The sequence below is a fragment of the Rhizobium sp. BK491 genome (genome assembly GCF_014194925.1).
GTDB lineage: Bacteria > Pseudomonadota > Alphaproteobacteria > Rhizobiales > Rhizobiaceae > Rhizobium.
This window is the reverse complement of sequence record NZ_JACIAR010000004.1, coordinates 220,567-244,490: the sequence shown is the minus strand read 5'-3', so window position 1 is coordinate 244,490 and position 23,924 is coordinate 220,567. Positions and strand designations below refer to the sequence as shown.

The following is a 23,924-nucleotide window of genomic DNA, read 5'->3' as shown; positions in this document are numbered from 1 at the left end:
GTTACGGCAGCACCAGCCGCAAAGCCCTCTGCGTTTCCTTCAGCAGCGGCAGAAACCGCTCCGCCATATCGGACGCAGGGACATAAGCGGCCGGCGCGCCAATATTGATCGCCGCTACCGTCTGACCGCGATCGTTTTCCACCGGCACGGCAATCGAGCAAAGGCCGATTTCCAGTTCCTGGTCTATAACCGCATAGCCCTGCTCTCTGACCCGACGAAACTCGGCCATCAGCTCCTGAGGATCGGTTTTTGTATTCGGAGTATTCGCCTTGAGGTCGCTCCGCTCGAGCACCGAACGGGCCTCGCTTTCCGGCAAGGCGGCAAGCAGGACGCGGCCCATTGAGGCGCAGAAGGCCGGAAGCCGGCTGCCGGGCGTCAGGTTGATCGACATCACCCGGCGCTGCGAGGCACGGGCAATGTAGACGACCTCCGTGCCGTCGAGAACCGAGGCTGAAGCATTCTGCCCGGCGCGCTCGGCAAGCTGATCGAGATGCGGCTGGATGATGGTCGGCAGCGGCGTCGCGGCCAGATAGGCATGACCGAGCCTGAGGATCTTCGGCGTCAGCGTGAAGAACTTGCCGTCATAGACGGCATAACCGAGTTCGGAGAGCGTCAGCAACGAACGGCGCACCGTGGCGCGATCGAGGCCGGTCAGCTTCGATGCCTCGGCAATCGTCAGACGCTGCCGCGTCTCGCCGAAGGCTTCGATGACTTTCAATCCCTTGGCAAAGCCGCTGACGAAATCCGTTTCGCGCATATCAGCCTCCGATCTCTCACTCATTTTGTGCGATATATGAACAAAAATCAAATAACGCACAAAATGATTGCCGTCCAGACCATGCTGATCTATTCGAAAGGAAGAGGACGGGTCGTCTCAATCCGCCCGCATGGCAAGTGGGAGTTTCGGCATGGACAAGACAATTGCGAGCACGGCAGCCGCCGTCTCCGACATCGGCGATGGCGCGACCGTCATGATCGGCGGCTTTGGCGGCTCCGGCGCGCCGATCGAACTCATTCACGCACTGATCGACAAAGGCCCGAAGAACCTGACCGTCATCAACAACAATGCCGGCAACGGGCGTATCGGCATCGCTGCGATGATCGACGCGGGCATGGTCAGGAAGATGATCTGCTCCTTCCCGCGTTCATCCGATCCACGCGCATTCACGGACCGTTACCTGGCCGGAGAAATCGAGCTGGAGCTGGTGCCTCAGGGGACTCTTGCCGAACGCATCCGCGCCGGCGGCGCCGGCATTCCAGCCTTTTACACCCCGACTGCCTACGGCACCGAGCTTGCCAACGGCAAGGTCATCGCAGAATTCGACGGCCGCCACTATGTTCAGGAGCGCTGGCTCAAGGCCGATTTCGCCATCGTCAAAGCTGAAGTCGGCGATGTGCAGGGCAATCTCATCTACAACAAGGCTGGCCGCAATTTTAATCCACTGATGTGCATGGCCGCGGCCAAGACGATCGCGCAGGTCTCGAAAATCGTTGCCGCCGGCGAGCTCGATCCCGAACACATTGTTACCCCCGGCATCTTCGTCAACGGCGTCGTTGAGGTCGCCGATCCGCAGCAGGAAGAAAATCTCATTCGAGCCGGAGTGGCCTACGTATGACCATCGACACACGCGAAGACATCAAGCTCTCCAACGCACAGATCGCTTGGCGCGCAGCTCAGGATATCGAAGATGGCGCCTATGTTAACCTCGGCATCGGTTTTCCGGAAATGGTCGCCCGCTACCAGCCCCCAGGCCGTCAGGCGATCTTCCACACTGAAAACGGCATCCTGAATTTCGGCGAGCCGCCGGCGGAAGGCGAAGAAGATTGGGATCTGATCAACGCCGGCAAGAAGGCTGTCACGCTGAAGCCCGGCGCTTCCTTCTTCCATCACGCCGATAGCTTTGCCATGGTGCGCGGCGGCCATCTGGATGTCGCGATCCTCGGCGCCTACCAGGTCGCGCAGAATGGCGATCTCGCCAATTGGCGCGTCGGCTCCAAGGGTGTGCCTGCCGTCGGCGGCGCCATGGATCTGGTCCATGGCGCCAAGCAGGTTTTCGTCATCACCGAACATGTGACGAAGGACGGCAAGCCGAAACTGGTGGAGGCCTGCACCTTTCCTCTGACCGGCGTCGGCTGCATCACCCGCATCTATACGAGCCATGCGGTCATCGACATTGGCAAGCAAGGTTTCGTCGTCCGTGAAAAGCTCGCTGCGATGACTATGGACGAACTGCAGGCGATGACCGGCGCCCCGCTCCACATAGATCGTCCCGTTGCCGACCTCGTCGTGCCGAAGCTCTGAAGCCGGTTGCCATCTTTCAGAGTCGCGCGCGATGCTTTAAGCTTATAATATTTCGCAGGCCGCTTTTGCGCAACATGCCGTTGGGAGAAGACCATGACCGAAGCCTTCATCTGTGACTATATCCGCACGCCGATCGGCCGCTTTGGCGGGTCGCTCTCCTCGGTTCGTGCCGATGATCTCGGTGCCGCGCCGCTGAAGGCGTTGATCGAGCGCAACGGCTCGGTCGATTGGGAAGCCATCGACGACGTGATCTATGGATGCGCCAACCAGGCGGGCGAGGACAATCGCAACGTCGCGCGCATGGCAAGCCTGCTGGCCGGCCTGCCGATTTCGGTGCCCGGCACGACGATCAACCGGCTTTGCGGCTCGGGCATGGATGCCGTCATCGCGGCTGCCCGCGCCATCCGCGCCGGCGAGGCTGATTTGATGATCGCCGGCGGCGTTGAGAGCATGTCGCGCGCGCCATTCGTCATTCCCAAGGCCGAAAGCGCCTTTTCGCGCAATGCCGAGATCTACGACACTACCATCGGCTGGCGCTTCATCAATCCTGTCATGAAGAAGCAGTATGGCGTCGACTCCATGCCGGAAACCGGCGAGAACGTCGCGGAAGATTACAAGATCAGCCGCGAAGATCAGGACGCCTTTGCCGTTCGCTCGCAGGCAAAGGCTGCCGCAGCGCAGGATAACGGCAGGCTTGCCAAGGAAATCGCACCGGTGACGATCCCGCACCGCAAGGGCGAGCCCGTGATCGTCGGCAAGGACGAACATCCGCGCGCAACCACCATGGAAGCGCTTGCCAAGCTCGGCACCCCCTTCAAGAAGGAAGGCGGCACGGTGACGGCCGGCAACGCCTCTGGCGTCAATGACGGCGCGGCCGCGCTCATCATTGCGTCTGAAGCAGCAGCTAAAAAATATGGCCTTACGCCGATTGCTCGCATCGTTGGCGGGGCGGCCGCCGGTGTCCCTCCGCGTATCATGGGCATCGGCCCCGTACCGGCTTCGCGCAAGCTCATGGCCCGCCTCGGCATGCGCCAAGAGCAGTTCGACGTCATCGAATTGAACGAAGCCTTCGCCTCGCAAGGGCTTGCTGTGCTGCGCGAACTCGGCATCGCCGATGACGACGCGCGCGTCAACCGCAATGGCGGCGCCATTGCGCTTGGCCATCCGCTTGGCATGTCGGGCGCGCGCATCGCCGGCACGGCTGCCCTGGAGCTCAAGGAAACCGGCGGGCGCTATTCGCTTTCCACTATGTGCATCGGCGTCGGCCAGGGCATTGCCATAGCGCTAGAACGGGTCTGATCGTTCCGATCAGCCCATGGTCCGCAGCCCGATGCGCGGCGGACCATGCCCGCTGCTGAGTGCGCGATATTAGCCCGCGACGGCGGCGATCAGCGATGATCTGGAACGGTAAAGGCTTTGGCGCGTTTTCCCGCTGCTCAGTGGGATCAGTCCATGCCGTCACGCCAGAACGTCTTAAAAGCATTTCCGCCAAGCGCCGTTATCATTCTCATTGCCATCACCCTGTTGCTGTCGATTGCGCAATCCGCCTTCGCAGCCGAGGGGCAGAAAGCCAGCCACCCTTCGGAAGGGCTGTTTCTGGTCCAGATCATTCTGCTTGTCGTATCGGGCAGGCTGCTTGGCGAATTGATGGTGCGCATCGGTCAGCCATCGATCATGGGCCAGATCATCGCCGGCATCATTCTCGGCCCCTCCCTTTTCGGCCTGATCTTCCCGCATGCGCGAGCGAGCCTTTTTCCTTCAGACGGCGCACAAAAGAGCATGACCGACGCGATCGGCCAGCTCGGCATTCTCTTTCTCCTGCTGCTTGCCGGCATGGAAACCGATCTGGGTCTTGCAAAACGCTTGCGCAAATCTGCGGCCGGCGTCTCGCTAACCGGTATCGTCATCCCGTTTGCTGCGGGATTTGCCTTGGGCGAACTCATTCCCGACGCCTTGCTTCCCGATCCTCAAAAGCGGCTGGTAACCTCCCTCTTCCTGGGCACTGCGCTTTCCATTTCCTCCGTGAAGATCGTCGCTTCCGTAGTTCGCGAGATGGACTTCATGCGCCGGAACATCGGCCAACTCATCGTCGCCTCCGCCATCATCGATGACACGATCGGATGGGTCATCATTGCCATAACGTTCGGCTTGGCCGAAAAAGGCACGGTCGATCTGACGACGCTCGCGACCAGCGTCGTCGGCACATTGGCCTTCATGGCCGTCAGCTTCACCGTCGGCAGACGGGCGGTCTTCGAAATCATCCGCTGGACCAACGACAATTTCCGTAGCGACCTGCCCGTGCTCAGCGCCATCATCGCAATCATGGGCACGATGGCGATCATCACCAATTTCATCGGGGTCCATACCGTGCTCGGCGCGTTCGTCGCCGGCATTCTGGTCGGTGAATCGCCCATTCTCACACGTCAGATCGATGTGCAGCTTCGGGCTTTGACGACGGCTCTGTTCATGCCGGTCTTTTTTGGACTGACCGGTCTGCAAACCGATCTCACCGTGCTGGCCGATCCTTCCATCCTGCTGCTGACGGCTGCTGTCGTGGTCATAGCGAGCGTCGGCAAGTTCGGAGGCGCTTTTGCCGCCGCCAGGTTCGGCGGCTATTCGGCATCGGAGGCTCTGGCGCTCGGCTGCGGCATGAATGCACGGGGATCGACGGAGGTGATCGTCGCGACCATAGGCCTCTCGGTCGGCGTGCTGGACGAAAAACTCTTTTCCGTCATCGTCGCCATGGCCGTCATCACCACCATGGCGATGCCGCCGACGCTTCGGTGGGCGCTTGCCCGCCTGCCACTGCGTGAGGAGGAGCGCAATCGTCTGGAGCGCGAACAGTTCGAACGCGAGAGCTTCCTCGGAAATTTTGAGCGCATCCTGCTGGCTGTCGACGGTTCGCAAAGCAGCCGCCTGGCAACCTGGATAGCCGCTTTCTTCGCGGTGACACGCAAGATGCCCGTCACGGTGATGGATGCGCGCGGAGCCGATGAAACTCCAGACACGCCCGGTGCTATGGGAGCCTTGCATCCAGCGTCGCACGCCAAGGCAATCGCCGAAGATCTGCGCCAATACGCCACTGATCTGCTTGCGTCGGCGCCACCGGAGCAGAACCTGGCCGGCGAAGGCGATATCCATGTGACAATCCGAGAAAAGAGCGACAAGCTCGAAACCGTACTCGAAGACGTCTCCGATACAGGCCACGATCTTCTCCTGGCGGGCATCGAACCCTCCTTGGGAGACGATGGTCGCTTCGGCCCGTCGCTACAGGTCATGACATCGGCGTTCCAGGGAACTCCGGCGATCATCACGGCACGCGGCCCGCTTCCAAAGCATCCGGGAGATCTGCGGATACTGCTTCCCGTCAGTGGCACCGAGCGCTCCATCCGCGCCGCCGAATTCGGGCTCGCGATCGCAAAGGCGGCAAACGCCCATTGCGCGCTGTTATTAATCGTCGAGCCGCGCCGCGCCAGCGCTATTCCGCGTATCAGCGACCGAGGCAATGACCATCGGGATATTTTGAATAAGGTCGGCGCCATTGCAGATTATTATGGCGTGCAGATCGAAAAGGTCGTTCAGCAAGGACCTTCGCCGGAGCTCTCGATCCTGCGGCATGCGCGCAGCGGCGGATATAATCTGATCGTGCTCGGCGTAAGCAAAAGAGCCAGTGGCAGCCTTTCCTACGGAAGCGTCGCCGACACGGTGCTGCAGACCGCCGACAGATCCTGCATTTTCATCGAAACAGATCTGGCCTCCTCCTCGCAGGCAATTCGCGAATAGGCCGACCATCAGCCGTGAGACGGATCAGGAGAATCAATAAAACACATCAACGCTATTCATTTTTCCTATGCTACCTCCTAGTCCATATTGGCCGGCAATATGATTTGACCGAGCGCACCGATGTCCGACCTTGCCCTTTCGCGTGACCACGAAGAAGCCGATACGCGGGAGGGATGGAAGGTCGTCGCCGCGACCCATGTGCTGACGGCCGTGACCTTCGGCGCCGCCTATTCCTTCTCCGCCACCTTGCCGGGGCTTGCCGCGGAGTTTAGCGCCTCTCGCGGCGAGATTGCCCTCGTCTTCTCCATCTCCGCATGCCTCTTCTATTCCCTGGGCGCGATTGCCGGGCCGCTCGCCGACAGATGGTCGCCTCGCAGCCTGGTTCTTCTGGGACTTGCTGCCATGATCCTCGGCTATATCGGCGCCAGCCGCGCGGGATCGCTCGTGTCACTCTATATCTGGTACGGCTTCGGCGTTGGCCTGGGGATCGGCCTCTCCTACGTTCCAGCCCTTGGCGCCGTGCAATCCTGGTTTATCCGCAGACGCAGCCAGGCCTCGGGCATCGCGACCGCTGGAATTGGCCTTGGCACCCTGGTGCTGCCCTTTGCGATCGGCCAGGCGCTTCCCTTCATCGGCTGGCGAGGCTGCTTCACCGCGCTTGCGTGTCTATTTGCCGTGTTCGGATTGCCGGCCGCAATGCTCATCCGCAAAAGGCGTGACAATCCGGATCCATCCCGGGGTCGAGCGGACAAGCATGCAAATGCTGCCATATGGCGGGACGGACGTTTCTATCTTTTCTATGCCGTGCTTGTTCTGTCGTCGTTTTGCACTTTCATTCCCTATGTCCATATCGTTGCAGCAGCCCAGGACATGGGTCTCTCGCTGCAAGACGGAACCACTCTTGTTGGCCTTATTGGCGTCGGCAACGTGGTCGGGCGCTTTTTCCTGGCCGGGCTCGGCGATCGCTTCGGCCGGCGCCGGCTGTTGGCGTCTCTGACATTTGCCGTCGCCGCGTCCTTTGCTCTCTGGGCATCGGCATCAGGCATGACCCAGCTGACGTTGTTCGCACTGACGTTCGGCATGAGCTATGGCGGCTGCGTCGGCCTTTATCCCGCTGTGGCGGCCGATCTGTTCGGGACGCGCAATATCGGCGCCGTCATCGGATATCTCTATACGGCGGTCGGTATCGCAGCCTTGATCGGGCCGACGGCAGCCGGTTTTATTTTCGACCATACCGGCAGCTATTCCGGCCCGATTATCGCAAGCGGCCTCGCCGCTTTTGCGGCTGGGTTCATGGCACTGCGCCTTGGGCACGAATAGCATCATTGGTGGCGGTGATTGTCAGAGTTGGGCTGCGATGGCGGCCTTGTCGATGATTGACCAGACGTGCCGAATCCGTCCATCCAGAAACTCATAAAAGACATTCTCAGCGAATTGGACCCTTCTGCCGTTCACCGCCATGCCGAACAACAGCCCCGTCGGTCTGCAATCAAATTGCAGGCGACATGCGACACGCGGCGGCTCGCAGATGAGCAGAGCGATATCGAAATGAAGATCGGGGATGGCGCGAAAATCACCTTCGAGCATTTGCCGATAGCCCGACAACCCCACATGGGCGCCATTATAGCACACGTCTTCATGGACGAATTTGCGCAGGCTCGGCCAATCCTGCCCGTTGAGACAGGCAATGTACCCTCGATAGATCTCGGAAAGGTCGGTGCTTGCCATTCTCATCACCCTCGGCTGGGTGACAGCCGGTTTCTCAGGCAGTCGCCTGCAGACGGCGGTGGCCGGCATTCATCATTGCAATCGGATGCTTGAGCGCCGGTGCCGGTCGGCCGATATGGTATCCCTGAACGGCGTCGATGCCAAAGGATTTGACGAGATTGAGCTGCTCTTCGTCTTCCACGCCTTCCACCAGGATGCGGTGACCGCGATTACGCACCAGGCCGATAATATCCTCGAGCAGAATCTTGGCGCCGTCGTTGTTTGCCGCATCATGCAGGAAGGATTTGTCGATCTTGACGGTTTCGAACTCCATCAGGCGAAGCCATGACAACCCGGCAAAGCCTGTGCCGAAATCATCCAGCCAGAATTTGATGCCGAGCTTCTTCAGATCCTGGATGCTGTCGAGCACATCCGGGCGTATCTCCATGTCGACGCCCTCAGTGATTTCGAACGCAACCCTGTGGCCGGAGACGCCCGTTTCCGCCAGAATGGCGGCGACCTGCGCAGCGAAGCCTGGGGCCCGCAGCTGGATCGGGGAAACATTGATGCTGACGGTGTCGACAATGTCGCGTGTGAGCAAATCGCAGCATGCTCTTCTGATTGCCCAGTAACCGAGCTCGATGATGGCACCCGTACGCTCGGCGACAGGAATAAAGACAGCCGGCGAAGAATTCGACCCATCGAGCAGCTGCAGACGCATCAGAGCCTCATAGGCGCCGATCTCTCCGGTCCTGAGATATTGAATCGGTTGATAGACCAGCGAAACGAGATTTTGCTGAATGGCGATCTTCAGGATGGCCGCGATGTTTTCGCTTGCGTCGCCGCCGGGCAGCTCGTTCGGGTCGAAGATCCGTGCGCAATTGCGGCCGCTCGCCTTTGCGGAATAGAGCGCGCGGTCGGCCTCATTGATCACATTCTCCAGCTTTGCACCAGCGAGATCTCTGGTAATGGTCGCGCCGACACTGACAGTGACATGCCGGAAACCGTCCAGGCGCTGGGCGTGAACGATATCGAGAGCTTCGATCCCCTGGCAGATCGCCTCCGCCAGCGCCAGCGCATCCGAGCTGCTCTCCAGATCGAGAATAACGATGAATTCCTCGCCGCCATAACGCCCGACCGTCGCCCCTAGTGGCGCGACGATATTCGACAGCGCGTTGGCAACCGTGACGAGACAGTGATCGCCCTCCTGATGGCCATAATAGTCATTGTACTTCTTGAAGAAGTCGACATCGACTAGAAGAATGGCAAAGGGAGCGCGCTTTTCGCGCCAACGATCCCAAAACTGCTTCAGCCTTATATCGGCGGCTCTCCTATTTTCCATTCCAGTCAGGGAATCGGTAATGGAAAGCCGCAGAAGCGCCTCGCCGCGCTCCGTTGCCTGCTGCTGCTGCAATTCCGCTTCTCGCGCATTGAGGAAGACGTTGAAACGTTCCTTGTTCAATTTCCAGTTCACATAGGAGGTGAACACGAAGCAGCAGAGATAGAAGGTCGTAAAAGCCAGGCAATAGGCGGCGCTGTAGTGAAATTCCGTCAGCGATAGCAGGAAGAAGGCAAAGATCAGCCCCGACGAGGCAAGTGCAAGACCGAACTCGAGACTGAAGAACAGGTTAACGCCCATCATGAAGATGGCACCGAACGCGGCGTAATAAGAGAATGCCTCCGCATTCGTCGTCTGCAATGCCGGCAGCAGCCACACGACATATCCGAGAACGACAGCGGCCGCACAGGTCGCCTCCAGCTCGCCGGCACGACGCAGGCGGGAAAACTGGATTTCCAGCACCAGAAGCGAAAACCCGCCGATCAGAAACCGTGCAGGGATCGTCACATGCGAGACATCCGGAATGAAGACCAGATCCGTGATGAGGAAAAGGACATAGACGGGCACGGCAAGCCACAGACCGCTGCGAGCCAGGGCGCGCCGCGCATCATTGCTATAGGCTTTGTAGAGCACACGCAGCTCATCGGGATGATCCGTGCCCAGAGCAGCGCTCCGGCCAAGTTCGCTTCCTCCCGACAATTGACGCATGCTCATCATCACCCGAGTTAGCCGAGACTTCATGTCCACCGCGTTACCTTTGCGTCGCTCGAATGAACCAATCGCTCGCTTCACCACGGCGGCCAATTTGATCCGTTTGATAACGACAGCGTTGACGCAGCGACATTAACAAAACCATAGCGCTCAATTTTTATCTGAGATATGGTTTGCGGAGTGTTCACGGAATGATTTAAAATTGAAACAATTTCAAACCGCTCTAGATGGCTTCAGCCTCGTTACCACTCAGTCCATCTCGGAACATACGAGATCGTCCGGTAACAACATTGCAACCGACCAAATAAAGGAGGGCGAGGCCGAACTCGCCCTCATTCTCTCGCTTACGCAACAGGCGTTCGAAGCAAACGCGCCCGTTCCAGGCACCATGAAAGCCTTGACGGAGCGTCTGCAGGCGCTGAAAAACAAGACGACACCCCTGACCTGGGCGCATCTGGCCTCGGTGGCGCAGGGGCACCCCGTGTCGTCCTACCTGCTGCAGGACCCTCTGACGCGATGGTCTTTCGAAAAGCCGCGCGGCTATAGCGGGGACGCGTATCTGCTGGATTTCATCTATGAACATCCAGCCGTTGCCGCACAGGTGGCGGAAGCTTCGGCGCTGGGCGCAGAAGTTTACGATTTCACCCGGCGCGCAGCATCCGCCGTCGCCGTGCGCGAAAGGCGCGAGATCCTGGCAGCCCATGTCGATGCGGTGGCGGAGGCGACGGATGGCGCCGAAGTCCTGGCAATCGCGGCCGGCCATCTTCGCGAAGCCGAGCTCTCCCAAGCTCTGCAGAGCGGCAGGCTCAAGCGCTGGGTCGCACTTGATCAGGATCCGGTCAGCGTCGGGACGGTGGCCTCGGCCTTCCATGGCAGCTGCATTGAAGCGATCAACGGCTCCGTTCGCACCATTTTGGGACGCGCGCAGAAGCTCGGCACGTTCGACTTCATCTATGCAGCCGGCCTTTACGATTATCTGGCCGAAAGCGTAGCCGTGCGTCTGACGGAGCGCTGCCTGCAGATGCTGAAGCCCGGCGGCAAGTTCCTGCTTGCAAACTTCGCCAAGGATATCGGTGTCGAAGGTTACATGGAAACCTTCATGAACTGGCCGCTGATCTGGCGAACGGATGAGGATGTCCAGTCGATCATCGACAAGGTCAAGCACCCGATCGCGGATGTTTCTCTGACACGCGGCGAAAACGGCGGCGTCATATACGCCGTTCTGACCGTATAGCCGACCGCAAGCGTGATAGCCGGCTAAGCCGCGCTGCGGCTTGGCCGGCAAAGTCGCAGCAGCGCAAGCACCAGAACATTGACCAAGATGATTGCTGCGATAGCGGTAGGCGCTGCTGTATCTGGCGCCAATATCTGTTGACGCAACAAATAACCCGATACCAGAAACGGCGTATTCCAGATCAATGCGCCGCAGAATGTCGCGATGGCAAAGCCTGGCGCCGGTATGGCAAGCACGCCTGCCGGCAAAGCCATATAGGCGCGAACGACAGGCACAAGCTGACCGAAGAACGTGGCCCGCACGGGATGACCATGATAATTGCGCTTCAGGCGCAGATACCACTCTTCTTTAATCTCCAGACGCCGGACCATCTTCAGCACGAAGAGGTCGCCACGCTTGGGTCCCAGCCAACGGCCTATTCCATACCAGAACAGCGAACCTGCCATTGAACCGGCAGCGGTAACGGCGATCACTGCGGGCAGATCAACCGGGTGGGCGATGCCCAGCATGCCCAGCATCAAAAACAAGCCGATCGAAGGCAGGATGGGGACAAGCTTCTCGATTGCGGAACACAATGCAAGGCCGAACAGCCCCCATGCCGCCAGATCGGGCAGAGCATCCAATAGATAGGAGGAGCCGCTCATGTGGCGGCAGCCGGAGAATTTATCGGCCTGCGGCGGACGATCTTATAGACCCTGGCAGGCGGAAAATTGCGCAGCACCTGGCCCTGCAGCGTTGCCTTGAAACCAAACCGGTCAAGCAGGCGATGCGGTATCGGACAGCGCAGGCCATAGGTGAACTGATAGAGCGCGCCGCCCTCGCGCAGTCTCGCCGAGACCGCGGTCAAAATGGCAATGACCGTCTTCGGCGACATGTTGAGCAGCGGCAATCCGCTAATAGCACAGCCAAACTGCTCTCCTTCCGGCAAGCCGTAAGCATCAAGCCGCGCGGCATCGGCGCAGATGACACGGGCATCAGGAAACCGCTGGCGAAGCAGGCTGGCAAAACTATCAGCGGATTCAATCAGCGTAATGTCGCTTTCGCATATGCCGCGTGCGAGAAGGGCTCGTGTGAACACTCCCGTGCCCGGGCCAAGCTCGAGAACCGGTCTCGCCGAAGGACCGATTTCGCTTGTGATCAGATCGGCCAGTACCGGGCCGGAGGGGGCGATCGCTCCCACCATGCGCGGATTGGTCAATAGAGTTCGCAGAAATAGTGATGTGTTTGACATGTGTTCCCGCCAATAGGGCCTCAGGAGATTCGCCTGCACGACAAGCTTTTCCTAGGAGGAGCCGATTGCGAGAACATTGCATCGGGAGCCGATAGACTATTCGGCCATCGGAAAGCTCAGTCTGAAGGCCGCGCCACCCGTCGGTCCGCCGAGGACACAAACCTTTCCACCATGGAGCCTGGCAATTTCCTGGACGAGGTTCAGCCCGAGGCCGAATCCCTTAGTGCGTCCCTGGAGACGATGAAACGGCTCGAAGATACGGTCCCGTTCTTCCTCCGGGATACCGCTTCCTTCGTCGCTTACGGTGATACCGGTGGCGCGGCTGACATGGACGGTGATCCTGCCACGGCGACCGCCATGGTGGATCGCGTTCTGTACGAGGTTGGTAACGGCCCGCTCGATGGCCATGCGATCGCCAAGGACTTCCACGGCCTCCTCGTCCTTGATGAAGCAGGGTTCATAATTGGCGGCGATCGCGAGCGGCGCTAGTTCTGAAACGACGTGTTCAGCGACCTCCACGAGATCGACCGAAACCGGCTCGAAGCGGTGATTGAGGCGCTGAAGATCGAGGAACTGCTCGGCAAGCGTCGCAAGGCGGACGGTATCTTCGAAGAGCCGCTCCTTCAAAGGGCCTGCCGGCAGGCCATCGAGACGTGCCTGCAGGATCGCAACCGGGGTCCGCCATTCATGGGCAAGATGGGAGAAAAGACGCTTCTGCCGCTCATAGCCTTCGTCCAGCCGCCTTAATGCATCATTGACGGCTTCGACAAGCGGCAGGATTTCACGCGGGACATCGTCGACCGGCAGCCGCGTCCCCTGGCGATTGATATCGATCTGCCCGGCGCGGGCAACGGCGGAATCCAGCGACGAAAAAGCGCGGCGAACCACCAGCGGTGCTGCAATCATCGTTGCGATCGCCGTAACGATCAACAGCGGCAGAAGGGCGCTGAAGAAGACGATGCCGACCGCACCAAGGATGCGGACCGTCGACACGGTACCGTCCACGCCCGTCAGGACCTGGATCTCGCCGGCCGGAGACGACACCCATTGCAGCCGTGCGGCGGGCACGGTGCTGCCACCGAGATTGCTGCCGAAACGAGCCTGTCCGATGCCGTCGAGCGCAGCGCCGAACGCTGCATAGGCCGCAGGCACGTTTCCGTCCTTGATCGTGGCGCCGCTGCGATCGCGCACGACGAACCAGAGGCCTGGCAGGTTCTCGCGCCGCACCAGAAGCGCCGATGTTTCTTTCAGTGCAAGGGCGCCATTCTGATCGCGGCCAATCGACTGGGAGATGGCATCGATGGTCTCGTCTTCCGGCTGAAGCGAGATAAAGCTGCCGGTCGCCCACAAGGCGGCGACGATCAGCACCGCAAGCAACGACAAGAAGATCGCCTGCAGGAATGACAGGCGCGATACGAGACGCCATCGCAGGGAAGGCTGGCTTGTGCTCATGATTTCAATCTCATCAGATAGCCGATGCCGCGAACGGGATGAATCTCCAGGCCGGACTCCACCAAGGCAAGTTTGCGACGAAGACGGGAGATATGCGCATCCAGCGTATTCGACTGGATATCTTCGCTGAACCCGTAAACAGCCTCTTCCAGAGCATGGCGCGGTACCGTGCGGCCAAGACGGCGCGCAAGCGCCTCGAAGACCAGAACTTCCCGGCGCGGCAATTCGAGTCGCTCGCCTCCAATCAGGATATCGTGGCAGCCGAAGTCATAGGACAGCTTGCCGAAATTCACCACCTCGGTCCGTAACTCGCCGGGGCGTCTCAGAATGGCGCGCAATCGCGCCAGCAGTTCTTCAATGGCAAATGGTTTGACGATGTAATCGTCGGCGCCGGTATCGAGACCACCGATGCGATCGCCGAGATCGCCGCGCGCCGTCAACACGATGACGGGCGTATCGATGCCGGCAGCCCTCAACTTTGGAATGATCGATAAGCCGTCTCCATCCGGAACCTGCCGGTCGAGGAGAATGACATCATAGGGAAGATTTATCGCAGCCTCTTCGGCATCAGCCAGTATCGACACGTGATCGACGATGGCATCGCGAGCCTGCAACCCAGCGCTCAGCGCCGCAGCCATTTCCGGCTCGTCCTCTAGTAACAAGATCCGCAATGAACCATCCCCAAAAATGGAACGACTGCATTGCATAAGCGGATTGCGGGAAGATTGCGACCCTATCCGGGCTACACTTTATTATTCATTGGAGAATTTGAACCGATATGCTGCCGGTATCCGAATATCTCAGCCAGTTCGGCTTTCGACGCCAGTCAAGTCGCAGGGGAAGGCATCGCCTCCCCCTGCGATATCCGCCGTGCGGTGGCCGATAGGTAAGCTACAGCGAACGGAGGAGTGAGCCCACCATGCAAATGGTTTCCCGCCCGTCCTGATTTTGCTGCCGCGCCGCCATTCTCGAAGCAACAGAGATCGAGAAGGAAGAGCCGTGAAGCGTTTACCTGCATCAAGCCCACCTCATTTGAGGCGGCTCATATGCAATGCCAGCAAGCTGCGATAGTCCAGACCTTCCTCACGCTCGGGAAGGCCGATATCACGAAGCTGATAATTCGATAGTTCAGATACCTGCTGATAGATCTGCCGCCGTTTCCAGGCGACAAACAACAGGGCACGTACAGTCCTCCAGGCACCGAATTTCTGGTACAGTTCATCGACCGTTGCCGTCAAACTTTTGGCAACTATAAATTGTGAATGAGTCATCGTTTTTCCTGGCGCAATCACGCGACCAGGTCCTCTTGAAGCTTGACCGACTTCAGGAGTGGATGCGTCAACGACGCACCAAGTCATTCCCTGGGCAGGTCATATAGGTTTAATGGGAAAACGCCTAAACGGCGACAGATAAAGCTATTTAAAGCTTTAATTATAGAGTCGTCGTGCAGTTGGTGCAGCACACACCAAGGCCATCGACATCATTCCGCCGGAGACGTATGTAAACATATGTAGATTATGCATATCACGCCTCCCTGTTCGATTTGCGGATGCGTCTATCATACGCAAGATTCGGAAATCGGCAACCCCACAATTTCGAATTGCAAATATCCGGCACAATATGTTGCATCAAAGCAACGGTGATGACGGTGTCAAATCAGCTGCAAGGCAGGTCCGACGACGAGCAGAACTTTCAGAGCTCACTAGAACGAATTGACGATGCCCCCTCCCGTGCGCATCTGCTGCACCATGATATGGGCATGGTAGTGCATGGCGCATTTGATCGCGTAGATTTGCAGGACGACGGGCGAGCGCCGATGCCGCAGGAGATTGAAAAGCCGTGCACGGTAAGTGGCGCGCAGATCCGCTTCCTTCACCCGGCGCATCAACCGGAGGAAAATCCCGACCGCCTCGAATGCCCATGTCGCGTTGAGCGCCAGCAAACGCAGCGGATGGCGGCGCAAGTGGCGTAAGCGGGTACTTTCCGGTTCGATACGCGCATCGATGTAAAGCGCATCCAGCCGATCAAAATAGGCGGCCGGCTCATGCAGATCGCTCAAGACCGAAAGATATCCGTCCCGCAAGGTTTCGCGCGAGAGCTTGAGCGGGATGACATTGGTGCCGTAGGCGGGCGGATCGTCATGATCGAGACGGCCCTCCTTGGCGAGACGTGTATAGAGCGGCGTCTTCGGGATCGCCGCCAGCATGCCGATCATGGCGTTGACGATGCGCGCATCCCTGATGAAGACCCGCTGCGCATCGAAAATGGTCGCATCGTCGCTATCGAAGCCCAGGATCATGCCGCACCAGACTTCCATGCCGGTCTGCTGGATCGCGTGGATTTTCTCCAGCATCGTCCCGCCCTTGCGGAGGTTCTGCAGCTTCTTGGTTTCGCGCAGAGCCTCTTCGTTCGGCGTCTCAATGCCGATGAAGACGGTGCGGATATTGGCATCGACCATCAGCTGCATCAGTTCGGCATCGTCAGCCAGATCGATCGATGCCTCCGTCAGGAACGTCATCGGGTAATGATAGCGCTCCTGCCAGGCGACGACATCGCGCAGCACCTCCTTGATCGCCTTCTTGTTGCCGATGAGATTGTCGTCGACGATAAAAGCCGTATCCATTCCGGAAGCGAGCAGGGCCTCCATCTCGGCGACGATCTGCGTGCTGGTCTTGATGCGCGGCTTGCGGCCGAAAACCACGATGATATCGCAGAAATCGCAGGTAAACGGACAGCCGCGCGAGAACTGGATGCTGCCAACAGCATATTCATCCATCTTCAGGAGATCGAAGCGCGGCACGGGCACCTTGCTCATATCCGTCTTGTCAGCCTGTTCATAGCGCCGGGCATGATGGCCCTCCTGCCATTCAGCCAGGAATTTGGGCCAGGTCTCCTCGGCCTCGCCGATGAAGGAGACATCGACGAGGTTGCCGAAATAATCCTCCTTGACCGTAACCCAAGGTCCGCCGACGACGGTGAAACAGTTGCGCCGTTTGAGCTCGGTCAGGATTTCCGTCATACGAAAGCGCTGGACGATCATCCCCGTCAGCGCAACGATATCGGCCCTCTCGCAAAGGCCGTAGTCTATCGGCTCGATATTCTCGTCCACCAGAGTGACGGTATGTTCCGCAGGCGTCAGCGCCGCCAGCAAAGGCAGGCACGCCACCGGAAGGTTAGCTTTGACGTCGAACAGCGGCAGAGCGTGCTCCATGCCCCAATAAGAGGTTTCGAAACGCGGATTGATGATGACGATATGAGCCATTGAATGGTCCGCTCCATGATATGAAGATCTGGTTCGGTATTGCTTTGAGCCTGTATGTCATTTGCAGCTGCATGCGCCGGCCTTTCGGCTGCGAAGCAGGGTCTTCCAGCATCGAGGCGGCTGTCTTAGCAGCCCTATATGAGCTCAGGATTAAATTCGGGATGCTGACGACGCCATTGCCTCCTGGCGATCTCGTCGGCAGGTACTCATAAACATGGTTTGCAATGCCGCTAAAAATTTTTTCGGCAGCAATGTCGAAATCGTCCCGATGCAATCGTCTTTATTCCAGACATGGCGCGAAAGCATATTATCGGATCTTTCGCGCCTTGAGCTGAACCGGATGAAGGGAGCTGCAAATGAGTTCGTCCTATCGTTGGGTGATCGTTGGCGCCGGCGCGCTGATGACCTGTGTTGCGCTCGGCGCGATGTTTTCCCTGGCAATCTTCCAGGTGCCGATCGCCGCCGATACAGGTTGGTCGCATGCCGGCATCGCCGCCGCCATGACGCTGAATTTCCTGACCATGGGCCTCGGTGCCTTTGCCTGGGGTGCTGCAAGCGATCGCTTTGGCATCCGCATCGTGGTTGTGATAGGCGCGCTGCTGCTCGGGCTGGCGCTTGTCCTGGCAAGCCGGGCGGGCTCGCTTCTGCAATTCCAGCTGACCTACGGCATTCTCGTGGGCCTTGCCGCCAGTGCCTTCTTCGCACCGATGATCGCGGCAACGACCGCCTGGTTCGACAAGGGCAGAGGCCTGGCGGTGTCGCTGGTCTCAGCCGGCATGGGCGTAGCGCCGATGACGGTGTCGCCTTTCGCCCGCTACCTGATTTCGGCTTACGATTGGCGTTTTGCCATGCTTGTCATCGGCATCATGGCCTGGGTTCTGCTGATACCGGCGGCGCTGCTGGTGCGGCGAGCACCGGTCTTAGCCGAGACGACCGGCGCAGACAGGCAAAGGGAAGAGCAGCGCCTGCCCCTTGGCCGGATCTTCCGCTCGCCGCAGTTCCTCGTGCTCGGCGCGACCTTCTTCGCCTGCTGTGCGGCCCATTCCGGACCGATCTTCCACATGGTCAGTTACGCCACCATCTGTGGTGTGGGGCCGATGGCGGCGGTCAGCATCTATAGTGTCGAGGGCCTTGCGGGTCTTGGCGGCCGCCTCCTTTACGGGACGCTGGCGGACAGGCTCGGTGTGAAACCGGTGCTGGTCGCCGGCCTCCTGGTGCAGGCGGCGGCACTTGCCACCTATCTGCTGGTCAGCGAACTCGGCGAGTTCTATGCGCTGGCGGTCGTCTTCGGCAGCGCCTATGGCGGCGTGATGCCGCTTTATGCCGTGCTGGCGCGCGAATATTTCGGGCCGCGCGTCATCGGCACCGTCTTTGGAGCGGCATCGATGCTCTCGAGCATCGGCATGGCAGCCGGACCTCTGATCGGCGGCTGGATCTTCGATACGTTCGCCAACTACTCCTGGCTCTTCATCGGCTCGTCGATGGTGGGGTTGGGGGCGGCCGCCATCGCACTTGCCTTTCCGCCAATGCGACGCCTGCAGCTGCAGCCGGCTTGAAACAAGCCGAAAACGGCCCGAATCCGCTTCTGTGAACCGTGCCGGGTGCCTCATATTTCGCCGCGCCCGGCAGCGCTTTTCTCGGCGACAAGCCCTTGCCGCCACGCTGGGGAGGACACATTCGTATTTCTTGATGCTTACACACAGATTTTCATAAGCGGCAGCGGTTGCAGCCATTGCAATTTTCAATTTTTGGCCAACACTCACATATGCATCAGGTGCGTGATCTTCTGGGGGAGGAAATCAGGAGAGCACCCACTGGCGCGACTTTCCGCGCCCGTCGGCAGGAAAGTCCTGCGTAATGTCATTATGGGGGACATGACACGGGTCTTTTGACCATGTCCCTGGTGCAATTGGGAGGATTGATTCATGGCATCCACGTCCGTGGCCGAGACGACGAGTCGAGGCATGACCAGGGAGGAGAAGAAGGTCATCTTCGCGTCCTCCCTTGGAACCGTGTTCGAATGGTACGATTTTTATCTTTATGGTTCTCTGGCCGCCTTCATCGGAACGGCCTTCTTCAGCGACTATCCGGAAGCAACCCGCAATATCTTCGCCCTGCTCGCCTTTGCCGCAGGCTTCCTCGTGCGGCCGTTCGGCGCCCTCGTCTTCGGGCGCATCGGCGATCTTGTCGGACGTAAATACACCTTCCTCGTTACGATCCTGATCATGGGTCTTTCGACCTTTCTGGTCGGCGTCCTTCCCGGATCGGCGAGCTGGGGTTTTGCCGCGCCTGTCATCCTGATCATCCTTCGCATGCTGCAAGGTCTGGCGCTTGGCGGCGAATATGGCGGTGCTGCAACTTATGTCGCCGAACATGCGCCCGACAACAAACGCGGCTATTACACCTCCTGGATCCAGACGACTGCGACGCTCGGCCTGTTCCTGTCACTGATCGTCATCCTGATCGTCCAGAATGCGCTGGGCAAGGAGGCTTTCGCGGCATGGGGCTGGCGTATTCCCTTCCTTCTCTCCTGCCTTCTGCTCGCCATCTCCGTCTGGATCCGGCTGTCGCTCAGCGAATCGCCGGCCTTCAAGAAGATGAAGGAGGAGGGCAAGGGCTCCAAAGCTCCGCTTTCCGAAGCCTTCGGCCAGTGGAAGAATGCCAAGATCGCCTTGATCGCGCTGCTCGGCCTCACCGCCGGCCAAGCGGTCGTCTGGTATGCCGGCCAGTTCTACTCGCTGTTCTTCCTGCAGAACGTACTTAAGGTCGACGGTCAGTCCGTCAACATCATGATCGCGATCGCGCTTCTGATCGGCAGCGGCTTCTTCGTGTTCTTCGGCTGGCTTTCCGACAGGATCGGCCGCAAACCGATCATCATGGCGGGCCTGGCGCTGGCAATCCTCACCTATTTCCCGCTGTTCAAGGCATTGACCCACGCCGCCAACCCCGCCCTCGCCCAAGCGGAGCAAACCATCCGGGCGACGGTGACAGCCGCTCCTGGCGATTGCACCTTCCAGTTCAATCCTGTGGGAACCGCCAAGTTCAACAATTCGTGCGATATCGCCACCTCCTTCCTGGCGAAGTCTTCCGTGCCCTATACGATTGTCGACGGCCCAGCCGGGCAGCCGGCGACAGTCAAGGTCGGCGACGCGACCATAACCTCTTACGATGCAACGGCGGCAGGGGCCGGTGCAGCGGCAAAGAATGCGGCATTCACGCACGACATGAACCTTGCCCTGCAGAAGGCCGGCTTCCCGCTGGCGCGCGATCCCGCCAAGGTGCCGGACGCCAAGCTTGATGCCTTCATCGCCGCCAATCCCGAACTGGGGCTTAACGCGGCGACCGTACGGGCGGGCGACAAGACCGTCACGCCGGTTACGGATCTCGTCAAGGCGAAGCTTCTGACCGCGGATCAGGCTGGCGGCGCCACCGACATGCCGGTCTACACCATCGCCAATGGCGGTACCTTCAAGATGGTTGCCGATCCCAAAGCCATCAATTGGCCACTGACCATCCTCATCCTGACGATCCTGGTGATCTACGTGACGATGGTCTACGGCCCAATTGCCGCGATCCTGGTCGAGATGTTCCCGACCCGCATCCGCTATACCGGCATGTCGCTGCCCTATCATATCGGCAACGGCTGGTTCGGCGGCCTGCTGCCGGCAACGGTCTTCGCCATGAGTGCTGCCACCGGCGATATCTATTATGGCCTTTGGTACCCGATCGCGATCGCTGCGATGACCCTTGTCATCGGCCTAATTTTCGTTCGCGAAACCAAGGGCGTCGATCTGAACAGCATCAAGTAACCGCATAAAAGCCCGGCGTTCACATGCGGCACGCCGGGCTTTTTTCTTCGTCTCATCCATTTCTGATCGAAGCTCGAATCTCAGCTTCCGCAAAATGCATGCAGCAGCACCAGAAGCGAAAAGAGGACCATCAGGCCCGCCAGAAAATGCTGCAGGATCGACCAAACGCGTTTGGTCGCAGCAAGACTTGGCCGCGTTGCGAGAGAAGCGAGATAGAGTACTGTATCCATGAAAACCCCTGCCGAACGTTTCCGCAAGCGCGACGTGAATACTCACCACCGCGGAAATTGCTGACATTTATTGGTTTTATATTGTCTACAAAAATAGTAGATTAAAGGAAGGGTTTTGCGGTTCCCCTGCAATTTCAGACAAATTAAACTCCCCGGAGACAGGCGTGAGCGAGGCTTACTTAGTCCCGCCGCCCACCTGTAGAGACCGGAACGGGAGCGAACAGAAGCGCAGAAAAAATTTATTCTATAGATTAAATAAACAAAGCAAGGCTTGTCCTTTTAATTGAATGCCAGTGGCTTACGAGTACCGCTGACAATCGGTGACCCCTTGCCCATGACCTTGCTGGATGCCCAAAATCTTTCGCTTGCTTTCGGCTCGACACAGGCTCTGGCTGGAGCGTCTCTGACCGTCGATCGCGGCGAGGTCGTCGCGCTGATGGGGGCCAACGGCGCGGGCAAGTCGACGCTGGTTAAAATCCTGTCGGGCATTCATCGCGCCGATTCAGGCAGTATTCTATGGAATGGCGCGGATTATCGCCCCGAAAGCCCCGCCGAGGCGACGGCGCGAGGCATCGTTACCGTGCATCAATCGACCGACGTCGTCGGGATCGCCGGCCTTTCGGTCGCGGATGCCCTGCTGCTCAACCAATATGTTGACGGACGCCAGCCCTTCTTTCTGTCGAAGCGTTCAGTCCGGCGGAAGGCGGAAGCAATCCTATCGGAAGCCGGGTTCGACCTGCCGCTCGACCGCGATTTTGGCGATCTGGGCACAGCCGACCGGCAGATGGTCGCCATAGCCCGCGCCCTTTCCAACAAGGCACAGCTGCTGATCCTGGATGAGCCGACCGCAAGCCTTTCTGCGCGCGAAACGGCCCGGCTTTACGATATCGTCCGCCGGCTGAAGGCCCGCGGCCTGGGCATTCTCTATATCTCGCACCGTACGGCCGATCTCGATGCGCTCGCCGATCGCGTTGATGTCCTGCGGGGCGGCCGCAATGTTGGAGCTTTCTCGCACCCAATCGACTTCGATGCCGCCATTGAAACCATGATCGGCCGCCCCTTGAAGGCGGCTCGCCCACATCGCCGTGAACAATTCGACCGGACCATACTGGAACTTCAGGCTGTCCGGCTGCTTGCCGACAGCCCACCGATCGATCTGAGGCTCCATGCCGGCGAGGTCGTCGCCATCACCGGCGTTCTCGGCGCCGGCAAGAGCCGGCTTCTGTCGACACTTTTCGGCCTTGAGCGCTTTGCCTCAGGCACTGCACTCCTGGACGGCATTGCATTTCAGCCGGGCTCACCCGCCGATGCAATCGCCCGCGGCGTCGTCATGGCCGCAGCTGACCGCCACCGCTCTTCTCTCATGCCATCGGACTGGCCGGGAGAGAGTATTGCGGCAACGATCAGCCTGCCGCATCTGAAACATTGGTACCCGTCGGGCTTCCTGTTTTCCGGGCGGGAAAGCCGCGAGGGAGAAAAGGCCATCCGGCGCCTCGGCATCAAGGCCCCCGGTCCCGAGGCATCCGTCTGGTCGCTTTCCGGCGGCAATCAGCAAAAGGTCGTGCTCGCCCGCTGGGAGGCGGAGCCAAGCCGGCTCATGCTTCTCGACGAGCCCTTCCAAGGGGTCGACGTCGGCGCACGCCAGGACATTATCGCGGCCATACGCGCCCACACCGACCGCGCCACGCTGATCGCGACATCCGATCCGGAAGAGGCGCTCGAAGTCGCTGATCGGGTGCTGTTGATGGAGCATCATGGTCTCACAGACGTCGCTGACGCGGCCGCAGGCGGCCGACAGAACAAGGAATATGCCTGATGAGTGAAGGTACCGCAGAAATCCCCGAACAGGTCAGGCCAGCAAGCAATACGGTTTCACCGCAGGAATTCGTGCGGCGGGGGGCGGTATTTCTCCTCCTTCTTGCCCTCGTCATCATCTTCAGTTTTGCCCAGCCGGCCTTCATCAACATCAACAATCTGATGAGCATCCTGCAGGCGGTTTCGGTTGTTGCCATCATCGGTGCCGGGGTCACGGTGACGCTCGCCATCGGCGGCTTCGATCTTTCCGTTGGCGCGGTGGCTGCCTCCAGTGTCATGGCCGCGAGCTATGCGATGATCGTATGGGGTCTCAATGCTTATGAAACCGTGCCGCTGGTGCTTGCCTTCGGCGCGATCGTCGGGCTTGCCAATGCTCTGCTGATCGTCAGGCTGAAGGTACCGGATCTGCTGGCCACGTTGGCCACCATGTTTCTCCTGACGGGGCTACAGCTGATTCCGACGGCGGGGCGCTCGATCTCGGTCGGCTTGATCCTTCCCGACGGGACGACGGCGTCAGGCAGGGTCGACTCCGCCTTTTTAACGATCGGACGTTCAAGCCTGTTCGGCATCATTCCCTTTCCCGTCATCCTCATGCTGATCGTCGCGCTCGCGCTCTATGTGCTGACCGAGCGTACGCGTCTTGGTCGCCTTCTCTACGCCACCGGCGGCAATGAAGCGGCGACACGGTTGGCCGGCGCCAATGTCGCCCGCCTGAAGACCTTTGCCTATGTGCTTTCGGGTACTCTCGCCTCGCTTGGCGGCATCATCGTCGCTGCCCGTGTCGGTCGAGGAGACGTTTCCTCCGGTGCCTCGCTGCTGATGGATTCCGTCGCAGCCTCGCTCATCGGCTTTGCCGTGCTGGGACTGCGCCGTCCGAACGTTCTCGGCACGACAATCGGCGCCGTCTTCGTCGGCGTGCTTCTGAACGGCCTGACGATGCTGAACGCGCCCTATTACACGCAGGATTTCATCAAAGGCGCCGTTCTCGTCGGTGCGCTCGCACTTACCTATGGGATCAGCCGCGGCAGAGCGTGACCCCGCCATCCTAT

20 protein-coding genes are annotated in these 23,924 nt (G+C 59.5%); 10 read left to right on the top strand and 10 right to left on the bottom strand.

Going from position 1 to position 23,924, the window contains the following annotated elements; genetic code table 11:
- Position 1 precedes the first annotated feature (1 nt).
- Positions 2-757 (bottom strand): IclR family transcriptional regulator, encoded by a 756-nt coding sequence (locus tag FHX05_RS19490; protein ID WP_112608667.1) that lies wholly within the window; start codon positions 755-757, stop codon positions 2-4.
- A 151-nt stretch (positions 758-908) separates the two neighbouring features.
- Between FHX05_RS19490 and FHX05_RS19485 the strand changes: the two genes are divergently transcribed.
- The 5 genes from FHX05_RS19485 (at position 909) to FHX05_RS19465 (ending at position 7,405) form a co-directional block, all read left to right on the top strand.
- Positions 909-1,616: a 3-oxoacid CoA-transferase subunit A gene (locus FHX05_RS19485; RefSeq protein WP_112608665.1), complete on the top strand. Its 708-nt coding sequence runs from the start codon at positions 909-911 to the stop codon at positions 1,614-1,616.
- Positions 1,613-2,302, top strand: a complete 690-nt coding sequence (locus FHX05_RS19480; RefSeq protein WP_183873910.1) for a CoA transferase subunit B — start codon at positions 1,613-1,615, stop codon at positions 2,300-2,302. Before FHX05_RS19485 ends, FHX05_RS19480 begins: the two co-directional genes overlap by 4 nt.
- Before the next feature lie 93 nt (positions 2,303-2,395).
- Positions 2,396-3,601 carry a 3-oxoadipyl-CoA thiolase gene (gene pcaF / locus FHX05_RS19475; RefSeq protein ID WP_183873908.1) on the top strand — a complete coding sequence of 402 codons (1,206 nt, stop codon included), beginning with the start codon at positions 2,396-2,398 and terminating at the stop codon, positions 3,599-3,601.
- Between the two features lie 153 nt (positions 3,602-3,754).
- Complete coding sequence (locus FHX05_RS19470) at positions 3,755-6,085, top strand: cation:proton antiporter (RefSeq protein WP_183873906.1); 2,331 nt, start codon at positions 3,755-3,757, stop codon at positions 6,083-6,085.
- 120 nt (positions 6,086-6,205) lie between these two features.
- On the top strand, positions 6,206-7,405 hold the full coding sequence (locus tag FHX05_RS19465; RefSeq protein WP_183873903.1) for an MFS transporter: 1,200 nt from the start codon (positions 6,206-6,208) through the stop codon (positions 7,403-7,405).
- A 21-nt stretch (positions 7,406-7,426) separates the two neighbouring features.
- Here FHX05_RS19465 and FHX05_RS19460 read toward each other — a convergent pair whose 3' ends face one another.
- On the bottom strand, positions 7,427-7,813 hold the full coding sequence (locus tag FHX05_RS19460) for an ester cyclase (RefSeq protein WP_112608655.1): 387 nt from the start codon (positions 7,811-7,813) through the stop codon (positions 7,427-7,429).
- 34 nt (positions 7,814-7,847) lie between these two features.
- On the bottom strand, positions 7,848-9,848 hold the full coding sequence (locus FHX05_RS19455) for a GGDEF domain-containing phosphodiesterase (protein WP_112335881.1): 2,001 nt from the start codon (positions 9,846-9,848) through the stop codon (positions 7,848-7,850).
- Between the two features lie 196 nt (positions 9,849-10,044).
- On the opposite strand from FHX05_RS19455, the gene FHX05_RS19450 reads away from it, so the two are divergent.
- Positions 10,045-11,076, top strand: a complete 1,032-nt coding sequence (locus FHX05_RS19450; RefSeq protein WP_112335882.1) for a class I SAM-dependent methyltransferase — start codon at positions 10,045-10,047, stop codon at positions 11,074-11,076.
- A gap of 23 nt (positions 11,077-11,099) precedes the next feature.
- Here FHX05_RS19450 and FHX05_RS19445 read toward each other — a convergent pair whose 3' ends face one another.
- From FHX05_RS19445 to FHX05_RS19420, 6 genes are all read right to left on the bottom strand, one after another.
- Positions 11,100-11,720, bottom strand: a complete 621-nt coding sequence (locus tag FHX05_RS19445) for a DedA family protein (protein ID WP_183873901.1) — start codon at positions 11,718-11,720, stop codon at positions 11,100-11,102.
- Complete coding sequence (locus FHX05_RS19440; protein WP_210294938.1) at positions 11,717-12,307, bottom strand: methyltransferase domain-containing protein; 591 nt, start codon at positions 12,305-12,307, stop codon at positions 11,717-11,719. The genes FHX05_RS19445 and FHX05_RS19440 overlap by 4 nt, the downstream gene beginning before the upstream one ends.
- Positions 12,308-12,403: 96 nt before the next feature.
- Positions 12,404-13,759, bottom strand: a complete 1,356-nt coding sequence (locus FHX05_RS19435; RefSeq protein WP_183873897.1) for a HAMP domain-containing sensor histidine kinase — start codon at positions 13,757-13,759, stop codon at positions 12,404-12,406.
- Positions 13,756-14,430 carry a response regulator transcription factor gene (locus tag FHX05_RS19430; protein ID WP_183873895.1) on the bottom strand — a complete coding sequence of 225 codons (675 nt, stop codon included), beginning with the start codon at positions 14,428-14,430 and terminating at the stop codon, positions 13,756-13,758. The genes FHX05_RS19435 and FHX05_RS19430 overlap by 4 nt, the downstream gene beginning before the upstream one ends.
- 357 nt (positions 14,431-14,787) lie before the next feature.
- On the bottom strand, positions 14,788-15,030 hold the full coding sequence (locus tag FHX05_RS19425) for a DUF1127 domain-containing protein (RefSeq protein ID WP_183873893.1): 243 nt from the start codon (positions 15,028-15,030) through the stop codon (positions 14,788-14,790).
- 431 nt (positions 15,031-15,461) lie between these two features.
- A complete protein-coding gene (locus tag FHX05_RS19420) occupies positions 15,462-17,021 on the bottom strand; it encodes a DUF4070 domain-containing protein (RefSeq protein WP_183873891.1) in 1,560 nt (519 codons plus the stop codon).
- Positions 17,022-17,377: 356 nt separating this feature from the next.
- Between FHX05_RS19420 and FHX05_RS19415 the strand changes: the two genes are divergently transcribed.
- Together FHX05_RS19415 and FHX05_RS19410 are read left to right on the top strand one after the other, a co-directional pair.
- A complete protein-coding gene (locus FHX05_RS19415) occupies positions 17,378-18,577 on the top strand; it encodes an MFS transporter (protein WP_112608639.1) in 1,200 nt (399 codons plus the stop codon).
- A 369-nt stretch (positions 18,578-18,946) separates the two neighbouring features.
- Complete coding sequence (locus tag FHX05_RS19410) at positions 18,947-20,830, top strand: MFS transporter (protein WP_112608637.1); 1,884 nt, start codon at positions 18,947-18,949, stop codon at positions 20,828-20,830.
- An 80-nt stretch (positions 20,831-20,910) separates the two neighbouring features.
- On the opposite strand, the gene FHX05_RS19405 is transcribed toward FHX05_RS19410, so the two are convergent.
- Positions 20,911-21,060, bottom strand: coding sequence for a hypothetical protein (locus FHX05_RS19405; RefSeq protein ID WP_154660813.1), 150 nt, complete (start codon positions 21,058-21,060; stop codon positions 20,911-20,913).
- A 334-nt stretch (positions 21,061-21,394) separates the two neighbouring features.
- Between FHX05_RS19405 and FHX05_RS19400 the strand changes: the two genes are divergently transcribed.
- Positions 21,395-22,876 carry a sugar ABC transporter ATP-binding protein gene (locus FHX05_RS19400; protein WP_183873889.1) on the top strand — a complete coding sequence of 494 codons (1,482 nt, stop codon included), beginning with the start codon at positions 21,395-21,397 and terminating at the stop codon, positions 22,874-22,876.
- On the top strand, positions 22,876-23,910 hold the full coding sequence (locus tag FHX05_RS19395; RefSeq protein WP_183711415.1) for an ABC transporter permease: 1,035 nt from the start codon (positions 22,876-22,878) through the stop codon (positions 23,908-23,910). The genes FHX05_RS19400 and FHX05_RS19395 overlap by 1 nt, the downstream gene beginning before the upstream one ends.
- Positions 23,911-23,924: the final 14 nt, after the last annotated feature.